The sequence below is a fragment of the Herminiimonas sp. GW821-FHT09C12 genome (genome assembly GCF_059416385.1).
The window spans coordinates 912,700-925,642 of the sequence record NZ_JBWKPC010000001.1 but is presented as its reverse complement, the minus strand read 5'-3'; the positions used below and the strand labels follow the sequence as shown (position 1 = coordinate 925,642).

Sequence of the window (12,943 nt, the reverse complement as noted above, 5' to 3'; positions counted from 1 at the left end):
TTTGCTTTAATTTCCCCGGAACCGAAATTTAGCGGCAAATTAAGCCACGTTTTGTTTCACGTGAAACAAAAGCTTGCCGAAGATTAAGCAAGGAATGCGTCGTAGGCCGTCTTCAAAATCAGAGCTGACACTACTACCAGGAATATCTTGCGGACAAATCCGCTGCCATGACGTATCGCCAGACGGATACCGATCAGGGATCCCAGCACATTACACACTGCCATGATGGCAGCCAGCTTCCACAATAACTCCGCGCTATAGCCGAACCAGAGTATGGCGGCAATATTGCAGGCCACATTGACGACCTTCGCCACTGCCGATGCGCCAAGAAAGTCGAAACCGAAGAAGCGGACAAACAGGAAAACCAGGAAGCTACCAGTACCAGGCCCAAAGAATCCATCATAAAAGCCGATGCCCGCACCGACCAGAATCGCGATGCCCTTCTCTTTTCCACCTATATGCAAGGGAGCATGGATGCTGCCGAAGTCTTTCTTTTTATAGGTATAGATGGCAACTGCCACCAGAATGAAAGGCAGCAGCTTGCGCATGAATTCGGATGGAATCTGCGTAACCGTAAAGGCGCCGATGAAGGCAAAGGCAAAAGCAGCCATCGCGGCAGGTGCTGCGGTACTCCACTGCAGCTTTACTCTGCGGGCAAAACCGATAGCTGCAGCACTGGTACCGCAGACACTAGCCAGCTTATTGGTACCCAGCAAAGTCCCCATTGACGCAGTCGGGAACGTGGAAAACAAAGCAGGAATCAGGATCAAGCCACCACCACCGACTACCGCATCTATCATCCCGGCCAAAAATGCGGCCGCAGCCAGAAATACGTAATCAGTCATGCTTCATCCAGTTATCCATAAACACCTGCTTTTGTGCAGGCTAACGCTTTGTTGCTCGTATCAATTTCGCCGCTTTTTCTGCAATCAGAATGGTGGTGGCACCAGTATCACCAGCCGTAATCACCGGCATGATGGACGCATCCACCACACGCAAACCGGCAATACCCTTCACTCTCAACTCGCTATCCACCACGGCCAGCGGGTCACTTGCGGCACCCATTTTGCAGGTCCCAACCGGATTTGCACCCGCAGCACCAATATCTCCAGCCAGACGTTGTACGCCTTCACCAGCGTTGATTTCCTGCGGGGCGTACTGCTGCAAAGCCGACGAAGCCACGATTTTACGCGTCAATTGAATGGCGGTAGAAGCAATATTCCTATCTTGCTCTGTACTCAGATAATTCGTTGCAATGACCGGTGGCGCAGTGACATCCGCCGCTGCAATCCGTACATGGCCACGTGCAGTCGGCTTCAAATTACTAACGTTCGCGGTAAATGCTGCGAAGGAATCCAGCGGACTTTCGACTGATTCCTGCGACCATGGCTGAATTTGATAGCCAAGATTTGGGGTGGCTTGCGAGGCATCGGAGCGCACCATAGCTCCCAATGGTGAAGGTACTGTAGAAACCAGACCATTCTTCTTGACCATATATTCCAGGCCCATCGCCAACCAACTCTTGCTTGTTGTGTTCAGCGATTTGGTATTGGCGATCTTGAATCTCATGCGTAGCGGTAGATGATCCTGCAAATTCTCCCCTACTCCTGGTGCTTCTTGCAGAACACTAATTCCATGCTGTTGCAACAAGGTAGTTGGGCCTATGCCGGATCGCTGCAGAATTTGTGGCGAGCCGAAAGCACCTGCCGCCAGGATTGTTTCACGTGAAACATCTGCAGTCCATTCCTTGCCACCACCGATAAACTCAACTCCGGTACAGACACTCCCCTGCTCGGTTTGCTGAATGATCAAACGCTGCACTTGCGAACCAGTCATGATCTCCAAATTGCCGCGGCGGATGATTGTGCGCAGGAAAGCTTTGGCTGTATTCCAACGCAAACCGTTTTTTTGGTTGATGTCGAAGTAAGCACTACCTTCTTCGCCATTACCGCGATTGAAGTCATTTATCTTTGGTATGCCGTTTTGTGCCGCGGCATCGCGGAAGGCATCCAGTATCTTCCAGCCGAACTTTTGCTTCTCAACGCGCCAGTCACCACCGACACCATGCAAGGCATCTGCACCTTCAGCATAATCTTCGGTTTTCTTGAATAGAGGTAAAACCTGATCCCAGCCCCAACTTGCATCGCCCGTCAGTTCTGCCCAATGATCGTAGTCTTGCGCCTGACCACGCTGATAAAGCATCGCATTGATGGACGATGAACCGCCGAGGATTTTACCGCTGGGATAAAGGACGCTGCGTCCATTCAAGCCGGTATCGGCTTCGGTGCGATAACGCCAGTCAGTGCGCGGGTTATCTATCATGTGATGAAAGCCGATCGGGATATGTACCCAGAAATAGTCGTCTTTCGTCCCAGCCTCTATGAGTAGAACCGAAGTATTCGGATCTTGTGTCAATCGGTTAGCCAGTACACAGCCGGCTGTTCCTGCTCCTACGATGATGTAATCGTACTTCCCTGCGGATTCGGCCATTGTCTCAATCGGTAGAGTTGATGTTGCATTAGATAAACCCCATCATCACAGCCCCTACTTACAGTCGACTGACAATAGATGGTTCCGACTTAATTATTATTTATTTACTAGTCGGCATCGCGAACTCTGCGCCCTTGGCAATCGACTCCGGCCAACGCTGCATGATCGATTTGTAGCGAGTATAAAACTTGACGCCCTCTTCGCCATAAGCATGCGTATCGCCAAACATCGAACGCTTCCAACCACCGAATGAATGCCAGGCCATAGGCACCGGAATCGGCACATTGATACCGATCATGCCAACTTCAACGCGACGTGAAAACTCGCGAGCCGTATTGCCATCCGAGGTAAACAAAGAAACACCATTGCCGAATTCATGTGCATTGATCAAATCAAGCGCGGCAGCGAAATTTGGTACACGCACGACACACAAAACCGGCCCAAAAATCTCTTCTTGGTAAATCGTCATCTCCGGCGTTACATGGTCAAACAGACAACCTCCGATAAAGAATCCTTTATCGCCGCCATCTACACGTAATCCTCGACCATCCACCAACAACTTCGCACCAGCCTGCACGCCAGCTTCAATATAGCCTTCGATTTTGGCTTTATGCGCAGCACTAACTACTGGACCCATCTCGGCATCGGCTTCCATACCGTTTTTTACCTTGAGAGATTTCACGCGCGGGATTAATGCCGCAACCAATTTATCCGCTACATCACCAACTGCGACTGCTACGGAAATCGCCATGCAGCGCTCACCAGCAGAACCATAAGCAGCTCCGATCAAAGCATCGACCGCCTGATCCAGATTTGCATCCGGCATCACCACCAAATGATTTTTCGCGCCACCGAGTGCCTGTACGCGTAATGGATAGGCGCCACCTTTACGCGCCGCGCCCGTTGCATAAATGTATTCAGCTATCGGTGTTGAACCGACGAAGGAGACTGCTTTTACATCCGGGTGATGCAACAAGCCATCAACCGCCAGCTTGTCTCCCTGCAAGACATTGAAAACGCCGTCAGGCAGCCCTGCCTGGTGCAGCAGCTCCGCTACCATCAAGGATGGTGATGGATCGCGCTCAGAGGGCTTTAAAATGAATGTGTTGCCTGTTGCCAGCGCAACCGGTGCCATCCACATCGGCACCATGAAAGGGAAATTGAAAGGTGTAATACCAGCCGTCACACCCAGCGGCTGACGCAAGTTCCAGTTATCAATACCGCCACCGATATTGTCGGTGAACTGGGTTTTCAATAATTGCGGCACACCACAGGCAAACTCGACAACTTCCAGCCCGCGCGTGACTTCGCCCTTGGCATCAGAAAAAACCTTGCCGTGTTCACGTGTAATCGCGGCAGCCAGATCATTGTGATATTTCTCTATCAGCTCTTTGAATTTGAAAAGTATCCGCGCACGCTTCAATGGCGCTGTATCCGCCCATGCCGGCGCAGCTGCTTTTGCCGTCGCCACGACTGTCTGTACATCAGCATCGCTGGCCAGGACAACTTGCGCACTCACCTCGCCCGTGGCGGGATTAAATACATCCTGCTGTTTGCCACCGCTCGTATCTAGCAAGCGACCACCGATGTAATGCTGAATTCTCGAGGGAGACGTCGTCATAAGCATTCCTTCAAATAAGATTTTTCTATCGTTATAAGTAGCGCAAAACCGCACAAGATTACCATGATGCAAAAGCGATATTAGTGGAAAACACCTGTGGATAAGTCTCTGGGGAAGAAGTGGATAGCTTGTGGATAATCTTGTGGAGACGTTGACCTTCTTTTTTATACAGAATCTATCCTTTGCAGATACACCGTTTATGCAGGGTTTATCTTTTCTTCAAGTCTTTGATTTCAATATCACTTAATGACTTATCCACAGAAAAGTACCTGCGTTAACTATTACTACTAAACATATATATAAACAATTAACTTAAAACCAGAATCTCCTTCTTTGCACTCAAAGACGAAAAAAATCCTTCAACAACCTCTGTAAAAACAAAGTTCTTGTTGAACCCGTTAATGAATAAATCTAAAAAAACCTGACTCATAGAATTCAGATCATCTGCGCAAAACAGCTCAGTCAGTTTTTGAAGACATTTGGTTTTGAAATAATTGATTTCAAAAATTGAGTTGCTTACAAGCTAAGCATGCCCAATGCCATCTATGCCCATGATCCTGAAATCAAACAAGCATGGAAAAATCACGCATCAAAAGCTGTTTTAAGAGGTAAATGCTTAATAAATAGATATTTATTGGGATTTAATGCCTTGGATATCGCATTGAAGAGGCAAAAAATTGCTGTAGAAGGCATTCCAGCGACTTTGACCTAAAGTTGTAGCATCCCCTTACTTATCCCTATTCAAGGGCAGGAACAGTGGGTACAGACCTGACAATAGACAATATTGCGGTACTCAGACATCAAGATCAGCCGGATTTAGAAATCAAAATGATCCTATAGAACATTTGAAACAAGGTTTTCCAGCTTGTTTGACTGTTTTACAGATGGATTTTTTAAGGATTGGGCACTAGCGGAACATGATTTCTTCATATTCGATGGCATTGCAGTTGATAAACGGTTTTTACAGCTGTCTGAAGTCTTGATGCGTTGATTAAGAAAATGGATACGCGGATTGAGGCGAGAGAGATTTCTCTTGTCGTTGAAATTTTGCAGAGCTTGCTTTGTTTTTACAGAGGTTGTTGAAGGATTTTTTTCGTCTTTGAGTGCAAAGAAGGAGATTCTGGTTTTAAGTTAATTGTTTATATATATGTTTAGTAGTAATAGTTAACGCAGGTACTTTTCTGTGGATAAGTCATTAAGTGATATTGAAATCAAAGACTTGAAGAAAAGATAAACCCTGCATAAACGGTGTATCTGTAAAGGATAGATTCTGTATAAAAAAGAAGGCCAACTTCTCCACAAGATTATCCACAAGCTATCCACTTCTTCCTCAGAGACTTATCCACAGGACTTTTCGCTAATCGGACTTTTTTCATTTACCCAAAAAAGTAGAAAATTTTTTCTCTGCTTCGCAAAGAACGCTTACTTATTCGCTTTGCTTACAGGCTTGGCTTTATAAGTTTTGCCAGGTGGAGGCGCGACCGGTTTGCTCTTTGCTTCTTTCAACAAGCTGGTGCATTTATTCTCTTCATTCGAGCCTATATTCACCAAAGGCAGCAATGCTGTTATTGGTGCAACCACGGCCAATGCCACTGCACTGCCCGCCTTCAATGCCAACACACCCTTATCTATACCGATTTTTGGCGCGTTGAACTCACCAGTGACGTAGATGGGCGCGCGCAAGGAAACTATGCGCAAGCCCTTGGTTTCAGGCTTGATTGTGAGATCCAGTTGTTCTTTAGCCAGATCGATCGTACCGGTCACATACAACACAGCATCTTGTGTATCGACAATGAAGGTACGTGTTTGTACCAAACCATTGGTGACAGATAGATCGGTAGCCATGCAATTGAGCTGTACCTGCTTGTCACCGAACAATTGCGAAATAATAATATTGCCGATGTTTAAACCTATCTGTTCCAGCAAGAGCTTGCTGATGGTGCCTTCATTGATCAGCGATTTGATTTCACCATTCGATGTAGCAAGCAAGGTGGCGATGGAATTACCAGTGCCGGATAAAGATGTATCGCCATTCACTTCACCAAAGCTGGCTTGCATAGGCTGGAAGGTCGGGAATAATTCCTTGAGCTTCAGATGACGGGCAGATACTTTTGCCTCGGCCTTGATAGTGTTGTTGCGGCCATCGAGTTTAATATCGGCCACCATATTGCCACCGGCTACGCCAAACTTCAGCGGTGACAGGGTAATCACACTGTCTTGCATTTTTAAATGCGTATCCAGATTGTTGATAGGTAGCGATTTGCTATGCACTATTTTGTGTCCAGTGATTTGGACATCGGCATCTATACTGCCCCAACGATCGGTTGTGAATTTTTCTACGGGCAGTACTTTATTCGCTGGTTGATTTTGTGCGACGCCACGTTCCTTTTTACTTGCATTGGAATCTGCGCCAATAATCGGACCCAGATCACTCAATTGCAATAAATTGGAAACGACCGTGCCGGATAAAAGCGGGCGTGGTTTTTTCGATTCATACACCAGGCTGCCGGCGATATCGCTGTCGCCAATCTTTCCTTTGAATTTTTCATACGTCCATTTGCCACCAAGCTTGTTGACGGTGCCGATTAGATGCCCTTCAGTTGAGAATGCAGGCGTCTTTGGTAACGTGATCCCGGTTAGAGGATAAAGATCAGCCATGCTGGCGCCTGATAGACGCAAGCGCATGTCGATGGCCGCGAGTTCTTGCGGTTTGGTGACTGTGCCGTTGACGCTGATCGAGGTTTTCCCTACATCCAGTTTTGCTTCCAGTGGAAAAGGTTTATCTACATTTTTCAAAGCCAGCAATGCACCAGCCTTGCCGTCGCCATTGATGCGCGCGCCGTTGAAGGTCCCGGTAATTTTCCAGCCCATGACGAAATCATTCACTGCAGTTGGCTCCAGCGTATCGATATTGGCTTTCGCATCGATGTGTTCGACTTCATCCTTCAGCGTGATTTCACCACGGTAAAAATACAGACGTTGCAAATCCAGTGTCCAGGCGGAAGGATCGGTTTGCTTGAAGGTCCAGTTATTCTTCCCGTCACGTATGCGTTCCAGTGAAACGATAGGATCATCCAGCTGCAAGGCAGGAATCACGATGGTGTTGTTCAGCAGTGGTAAAGGATTGACTGAAAAAGTGATATGACCGATCTCCGCCATCTTGCTATCGGCCTTGCCCCATTCGGGATTGCCGAGTGAAACATCATGTGCGCTCAAACGTGGTGCCGGTATCCAATCACGCCAGGTATCGGTTGCAGGTTGTGGGAGTTGCCAGGTCAGAGACAAATCACCATTAATCGCAAAGTTGCGGCCGGTTGCTTCGCTGACGCGTTCATTGATCCACGGCTTTGCCTTGTTCCAGTCAAACATCAACAGAAACAACACAGCCGCGAGCAAGATGGCGAACAAAGCGATTGCGCCCCACAGTAATATTTTTCTTGTAAGTGACATAGGGAACTCAACTCTTATAGGTAGGCGAATTAATACGACTACTCTATAACTTGTGAGTTCAATAAGATATTCTTTGCGGAAATATTGTTTTGGTGATCTGTCCTTGATGCAGGCAAGAAAGATTTAAGCTCGGCTTTGAATGGTCCTGCTGCCAACAGTCTCATTAATCGCGTGATAAAGTTCTTATCAAGTAAGTCAACGCCGGATCGTTTGCAATCAACCCATACATATTCTTGATAGCGCGCTATGCACGTACATGTTCTGCAACACGTTCCGTTTGAAGGACTAGGCAGTATTGAAGCGTGGTTGTTGCAGAGAAAAATCAGCGTCAGTTACACGCGTTTCTTTGAATCAGCTCAATTGCCGCAACTGACAGACATAGATTTCGTCATTGTTCTCGGCGGGCCTATGAGCGTGAATGATGAAGAGCTGCTTCCCTGGTTAAAGGAAGAGAAGCGATTTATCGCATCCGCGATGGCCGCGAATAAAGCGGTACTTGGCATCTGCCTCGGTTCTCAACTGATAGCCAGCGCCTTGGGCGCACGGGTTTATGCAAATGAAGAGAAAGAGATAGGCTGGTTCCCGGTATTTGCAGAGCCGCTGATGTCAGATACGTTCAGCTTTCCTGTAAGCGCGGAAGTTTTCCACTGGCATGGAGAAACATTTGATCTTCCTGCTGGCGCAGTACATTTGGCAAGCAGTGCCGCGTGCCGTAATCAGGCGTTTCAGATAGGCTCGCGGATTATCGGTCTACAGTTTCATCTAGAGACAACACCGCAGAGCGCGGATGCGATCATCAGTCACTGTACTGATGAATTGGTGCAGCAACGCTATATACAAACAGAACAAGCGCTGCGTAGTGTTCCGGACGCCAATTATTCGGGTATCAATGCACTGATGGCGACGATACTCGAATATCTGGTGTGCGCTAGAGACTAAGGTTTTTTCAAGCAGAATTAACGCGGCTTCTTGACCCGCCCGCCTATACCCTCTTCGGTACTGGCACTCAATTGTTCGCGCAGCCATTTATGCGCAGGATTACGCGCATCGCGTTCATGCCACAACATGTCGACGTGAACTTCCGGCAATTCGAACGGCAAATCTTTTGCGATCAATGCTTCTGCCATACCGGTGGATGCAATCAAATGTCGCGGTAGTACCGTGATCAAATCAGAACTGGCGACCACGCGACCAGCGGTGAAGAACTGATTGACCGTGAGCAGAATGCGACGCTCGAGGCCGAGATTAGTCAGTGCTTCATCCATCAAACCTTTTGCCCGACCGGAAAAACTCACCAATAAATGATGCGCTGCACAATAGTTGTCCAGCGTTAATTCCACTTTTGCCAACGGATGGTTTTTCCGCATCACGCAGACATACTCACCGGTATATAAGCGTTCATGGCGGATTTGCGAAACGGCCGTATTTTGTCCACTCGCCAATTGCGCGGCAACGCCGGGGAAAAATCCGATCGCCAAGTCGATATCGCCACGTAACAACATTGGACGTGGTTCGCGCGTAGTCAGCGGCACCATGCGCACATTCAAGCCTGGCGCATCGCTTTCAATGGCGCGTACCAGGAATGGCAGCCACAACGCGGCCGTTGCATCGGCCATCGCCATGCGAAACGTCGTATTGGCGCGGGATACATCAAAGGTATCGGGTGTGACGGCGGCTTCCAGATCGGACAGCGCGCGCCGCACGATAGGCCATAACTCTTCCGCCCGCGAGGTTGGCTTGACGCCATGTGCGGTGCGAATTACCAGTTCATCACCCAGCGTATCGCGCAAACGGCGCAAAGCATTGGAGACCGCAGGTTGTGTCATTGCCAATAAATTGGCTGCGCGCGTCAAATTTTGTTCCGTCATGACGGCATCAAAGACACGCAATAAATTCAGATCCAGAGTGAGAAAACTCATAGTGTATTTACCAAAAATAGCCGAAGTAACAGGGTAACAGACATATTCACATAACGTATGACTGGTATCCTAAATTGAAATTAGATTTATATCTCTATCCTACCTATACTGCATTGCAACAACAAGATTAATTATAGAAAAAAAGGAAACAATCATGTCTACATTATCGAATAATTCGTTCTCGAACCCGGCGCTCATCGCTGTTCCAGCCGTATTGGCGGTAATTGGCGTTGTTTACAGCCCTGCACGTCCTGCAATCATCGCTGTAGCCGCCGTTGCTGCACTGTTGGTGCTGTTCAAACCATTGACGATTGCGCTGCTGCGCACTCTGTTGCTGGCGCTCTCGCCTAGCAAATCGGTTGCTGTCGCCAAGAAAGCTGTTGTCCAAGTAGAAAGCCCGGTTCAAACCGTGTTTGCCTTGAATCGCAAAGCAAATCAAATCGCTGAAACACAACCAGCACTGGCTGCTGAACTGCGTATGCGTGCTGCTTACTCGGCACCACAACGTATTTCCAAACGTGCAGTTGCTGTTAAAGCACAAGGCCCTTTGAAATCGGCTTTTGCATTGAACAGCAAAGCAAACCAGATTGCACAAACACAGCCGGAATTGGCTGCCAAGCTGCGTATGCAAGCAGCTTACTCTTAACGCATGAAGGGTGGTACGCGTTGAACGGCAATCATTTTTACTTAATTAACTTAGTGCGCCTTGTATTAAGCAATCTTTACGCCACTTATGTAGTTCAGGCATTACGTTGGTCACCAAGTGCACAAGCATTACTGTCAGGTGTGTTCTTGAATGGCAGCGGTGGTTTTGCTGCGATAGTGATCACCAGAGCATTGCGAACAAGAGTGTCGCGCATGTCTAAAAGTTTTAGTGCGGAGTCCGAAGCAGTCAGTCATCAAGGATGATGCGACGATCGGATCACGCTTTTACCGTGTCTCCTCTTCCCTCTCAAGGAAGGTTCTAAGTCCCGCGAGCTCAGGCTCAGCGGGCTTTTTTTTGCCTATTCGTTTTTGCGCTTCTGTTGTTTGAATAGGCTATTTTTTGGGCTGTCGTGATAAAGCCGTCAATTTCGTGCAAAATACAGTAACGTAATCGTTTCCCGATGTATCTATTCAAGATGCTTTGGATAGTGCAGTGATGTTGATATTTAAACTACGGAGTCAAGCAACTTGGGCCGTCTGATCAAAAACAACTACACCAATATCGCATTGTTGAAAGACTTGATGACAACGCCGCCGATGACGGCGAAGCAACATGCGGAAATCATGCGTAAACGCATCGCACATCGCAGAATGGTCGAGGAAGCGAAGGAACTGAAAACGGCCAGTGACGATTTGTTTGAACAGTCGTAACCAAAAATAAAAAAGCGCGGAATTCCGCGCTTTTGTTTTATGCAGACTCGGAATCCTCCGAGTCTTTTAGCTCCAGGTATCGTCTACAACACCCAGCGCTATTTTCTTACTTGGCCGATGGGAAGAAAACCTGTTCGCCGTCGATTTTGTAAGCGGCGATTTTCTTCTGACCTTCAGGTGAAGTCAGGTAATCGATAAACTGTTTCGCGCCTTTGTAGTTGATGTCTTTGTACTTGGCTGGATTGACTGCAATCACGCCGTACGGGTTAAACATCTTCTTGTCGCCTTGAACTGCAATCACGAGACCGGTCTTTGCCTTGTATGCGCCGTAGGTTGCACGATCCGACAAGGTGTATGCCTGCAGTTCGCCAGCCATCGTCAATACTTCACCCATGCCCAAACCTGCGGATACATAAGCGCTGCCTTCCGGTTTAACGCCGATTTCTTTCCAGTACGCTTTTTCCATTACGTCGGTGCCGGAATTGTCACCGCGCGAAATGAATTTGGCTTTGCTATCGACGATCTTCTTCATCGCGGCCAATACATCTTTGCTGCCTTTAACGCCGGCAGGATCGCTGGTCGGGCCAACGATGATGAAGTCGTTGTACATCACATCGCGACGATCAACGCCATGGCCTTCAGCAACGAACTTATCTTCTGCGCCACGTGCATGCACCAGCGTTACATCAACGTCGCCGTTCTTGGCCAGCTCCAGGGCCTTGCCGGTGCCAACCGAGATCACATGTACCTTGGAGTTTGTCTTCGCTTCGAAGTCAGGCAACAGATACGGCAGCAAGCCGGAGTTTTCGGTACTGGTCGTGGTCGACAGTTTGATGATTTGTTGCGCAAAGCTGAGTGGTGCGATAAATGCAGAAGCCAGAACGACTGCCGCAAGGCGGAATAGTGGACGACGTGACATGGTTCCTCCTGAAGGTTTAATAATGAAAATGGCTGCGAACCCCGAGAGGGTAGCGCAGCCATGGTAATCGGCTTGGGTTGTTGCGACAACCCTAAGGCGAACTTAAATCATCTTATGCGACCGTACAGCGTCGAGTACGATGGTTTTCAAGCCTTCACCGTTATGTTGTTCAACGTGTTCCATCAATGCACGACGCATGCGTGGGTCCCAGGATCTTTTCAGATGACCTGCGATTTCTTCTAGCGACTTATTACGATCGCGCATCGTTTCAAAAAAATCGCCGATCTGGTTCGCCATGACGATCAGATTATCTAAGGTGCTACCGCTCATTCTGCTCTTCCTTAATTTAATTTATTTCGCATCGCGTATCAGGCGATGCGCTTGCGCATAAACGACGTGGCTTTGGTCACGCACAAAACCGATCAATGTCACGTTGGTTTCTTCCGCCAACTGTATGGCCAGATTCGTTGGCGCCGAGATGGCAGCCAAAAATCCTATGCCCATCGTTGCTGACTTCTGCACCATTTCATAACTGGCACGGCTGGTGATTAATGCGGCACCTGTTGTGAAGTCACGTTTCTCATCAGCCATCGCACCGATCAACTTATCCAGTGCGTTGTGGCGGCCTACATCTTCACGCACCAAGTCTACCGAGCCATCCAGATTCATCCATGCGGCTGCGTGTGTAGCGCCAGTATATTTTTGCAAGCGCTGCTGCGACTTCATTGCCTTCATGCCGGCATAAATCTGCGCCGCAGAAAACATCGCATGCCCAACCGTAGCCTGCGGATGGCGTATCGCCTGTTCCAGCGTTTCCGCACCACACAAACCACAGCCGGTACGACCGGTCATGTTGCGTCGTTTATCTTTCAGTGTAACGAAGCGTTCCGTCGCAATACGCATTTGTACCTGTATGCCTTCGCAGCCAGGTACAACTTCGCATTCGTACAATTCTGATCGGTCTTTCAGGATGCCTTCACTCAGCGAGAAGCCGAGCGCAAAGTCTTCCAGATCGTATGGTGAAGCAAGCATGACAGCGTGCGAAATGCCGTTGTATTCCAACGCAATCGGCACTTCTTCTGCGACATCGTCTTCGCAGATGATGCGCTGGTTCGCATCCCATTTTTCTACCGGGACACGGACTAGTGCACTACGTTCGTCGTCAGTGCTTGCATTCATCACCAAACC

General features: G+C 48.4%; 12 protein-coding genes. 4 read left to right on the top strand and 8 right to left on the bottom strand.

Going from position 1 to position 12,943, the window contains the following annotated elements; genetic code table 11:
- Window positions 1-83: 83 nt before the first annotated feature.
- The 3 genes from AC07N2_RS04335 to AC07N2_RS04325 all read right to left on the bottom strand — a co-directional run bounded on the left by AC07N2_RS04335 (window position 84) and on the right by AC07N2_RS04325 (window position 4,111).
- Window positions 84-845, bottom strand: a complete 762-nt coding sequence (locus AC07N2_RS04335; protein WP_494777171.1) for a sulfite exporter TauE/SafE family protein — start codon at window positions 843-845, stop codon at window positions 84-86.
- 40 nt (window positions 846-885) lie between these two features.
- Window positions 886-2,490 carry a GMC family oxidoreductase gene (locus tag AC07N2_RS04330; RefSeq protein WP_494777170.1) on the bottom strand — a complete coding sequence of 535 codons (1,605 nt, stop codon included), beginning with the start codon at window positions 2,488-2,490 and terminating at the stop codon, window positions 886-888.
- Window positions 2,491-2,590: 100 nt separating this feature from the next.
- A complete protein-coding gene (locus AC07N2_RS04325; protein ID WP_494777169.1) occupies window positions 2,591-4,111 on the bottom strand; it encodes a CoA-acylating methylmalonate-semialdehyde dehydrogenase in 1,521 nt (506 codons plus the stop codon).
- Between the two features lie 529 nt (window positions 4,112-4,640).
- On the opposite strand from AC07N2_RS04325, the gene AC07N2_RS04320 reads away from it, so the two are divergent.
- On the top strand, window positions 4,641-4,823 hold the full coding sequence (locus AC07N2_RS04320) for a hypothetical protein (protein ID WP_494777168.1): 183 nt from the start codon (window positions 4,641-4,643) through the stop codon (window positions 4,821-4,823).
- Window positions 4,824-5,533: 710 nt separating this feature from the next.
- On the opposite strand, the gene AC07N2_RS04315 is transcribed toward AC07N2_RS04320, so the two are convergent.
- The gene (locus tag AC07N2_RS04315) at window positions 5,534-7,561 is read right to left on the bottom strand and encodes an AsmA family protein (protein ID WP_494777167.1); all 2,028 of its coding nucleotides are present in this window, start codon (window positions 7,559-7,561) and stop codon (window positions 5,534-5,536) included.
- 246 nt (window positions 7,562-7,807) lie between these two features.
- Here AC07N2_RS04315 and AC07N2_RS04310 point away from each other — a divergent pair, with 246 nt between their 5' ends.
- Complete coding sequence (locus AC07N2_RS04310) at window positions 7,808-8,500, top strand: type 1 glutamine amidotransferase (RefSeq protein WP_494777166.1); 693 nt, start codon at window positions 7,808-7,810, stop codon at window positions 8,498-8,500.
- A gap of 17 nt (window positions 8,501-8,517) precedes the next feature.
- Here AC07N2_RS04310 and AC07N2_RS04305 read toward each other — a convergent pair whose 3' ends face one another.
- Window positions 8,518-9,480: a LysR family transcriptional regulator gene (locus AC07N2_RS04305; RefSeq protein WP_076592812.1), complete on the bottom strand. Its 963-nt coding sequence runs from the start codon at window positions 9,478-9,480 to the stop codon at window positions 8,518-8,520.
- Window positions 9,481-9,634: 154 nt separating this feature from the next.
- On the opposite strand from AC07N2_RS04305, the gene AC07N2_RS04300 reads away from it, so the two are divergent.
- Together AC07N2_RS04300 and AC07N2_RS04295 are read left to right on the top strand one after the other, a co-directional pair.
- Window positions 9,635-10,126 carry a hypothetical protein gene (locus tag AC07N2_RS04300; RefSeq protein ID WP_494777165.1) on the top strand — a complete coding sequence of 164 codons (492 nt, stop codon included), beginning with the start codon at window positions 9,635-9,637 and terminating at the stop codon, window positions 10,124-10,126.
- 527 nt (window positions 10,127-10,653) lie between these two features.
- Complete coding sequence (locus tag AC07N2_RS04295) at window positions 10,654-10,836, top strand: hypothetical protein (RefSeq protein ID WP_076592810.1); 183 nt, start codon at window positions 10,654-10,656, stop codon at window positions 10,834-10,836.
- A gap of 106 nt (window positions 10,837-10,942) precedes the next feature.
- On the opposite strand, the gene AC07N2_RS04290 is transcribed toward AC07N2_RS04295, so the two are convergent.
- From AC07N2_RS04290 to fdhD, 3 genes are all read right to left on the bottom strand, one after another.
- Window positions 10,943-11,755, bottom strand: coding sequence for an ABC transporter substrate-binding protein (locus AC07N2_RS04290; protein ID WP_494777164.1), 813 nt, complete (start codon window positions 11,753-11,755; stop codon window positions 10,943-10,945).
- Between the two features lie 102 nt (window positions 11,756-11,857).
- On the bottom strand, window positions 11,858-12,085 hold the full coding sequence (locus AC07N2_RS04285) for a formate dehydrogenase subunit delta (RefSeq protein ID WP_494777163.1): 228 nt from the start codon (window positions 12,083-12,085) through the stop codon (window positions 11,858-11,860).
- 21 nt (window positions 12,086-12,106) lie between these two features.
- Window positions 12,107-12,934, bottom strand: a complete 828-nt coding sequence (fdhD, locus tag AC07N2_RS04280) for a formate dehydrogenase accessory sulfurtransferase FdhD (RefSeq protein ID WP_494777162.1) — start codon at window positions 12,932-12,934, stop codon at window positions 12,107-12,109.
- Window positions 12,935-12,943 lie beyond the last annotated feature (9 nt).

What these genes read in the sequence shown, in the direction of transcription:
- AC07N2_RS04290 (WP_494777164.1), bottom strand. Translation starts at nt 11,755, where the DNA reads ATGTCACGTCGTCCACTATTCCGCCTTGCGGCAGTCGTTCTGGCTTCT.
- fdhD (WP_494777162.1), bottom strand. Translation starts at nt 12,934, where the DNA reads ATGAATGCAAGCACTGACGACGAACGTAGTGCACTAGTCCGTGTCCCG.
- AC07N2_RS04310 (WP_494777166.1), top strand. Translation starts at nt 7,808, where the DNA reads ATGCACGTACATGTTCTGCAACACGTTCCGTTTGAAGGACTAGGCAGT.
- AC07N2_RS04330 (WP_494777170.1), bottom strand. Translation starts at nt 2,490, where the DNA reads ATGGCCGAATCCGCAGGGAAGTACGATTACATCATCGTAGGAGCAGGA.
- AC07N2_RS04320 (WP_494777168.1), top strand. Translation starts at nt 4,641, where the DNA reads ATGCCCAATGCCATCTATGCCCATGATCCTGAAATCAAACAAGCATGG.
- AC07N2_RS04305 (WP_076592812.1), bottom strand. Translation starts at nt 9,480, where the DNA reads ATGAGTTTTCTCACTCTGGATCTGAATTTATTGCGTGTCTTTGATGCC.
- AC07N2_RS04285 (WP_494777163.1), bottom strand. Translation starts at nt 12,085, where the DNA reads ATGAGCGGTAGCACCTTAGATAATCTGATCGTCATGGCGAACCAGATC.
- AC07N2_RS04335 (WP_494777171.1), bottom strand. Translation starts at nt 845, where the DNA reads ATGACTGATTACGTATTTCTGGCTGCGGCCGCATTTTTGGCCGGGATG.
- AC07N2_RS04300 (WP_494777165.1), top strand. Translation starts at nt 9,635, where the DNA reads ATGTCTACATTATCGAATAATTCGTTCTCGAACCCGGCGCTCATCGCT.
- AC07N2_RS04315 (WP_494777167.1), bottom strand. Translation starts at nt 7,561, where the DNA reads ATGTCACTTACAAGAAAAATATTACTGTGGGGCGCAATCGCTTTGTTC.
- AC07N2_RS04325 (WP_494777169.1), bottom strand. Translation starts at nt 4,111, where the DNA reads ATGACGACGTCTCCCTCGAGAATTCAGCATTACATCGGTGGTCGCTTG.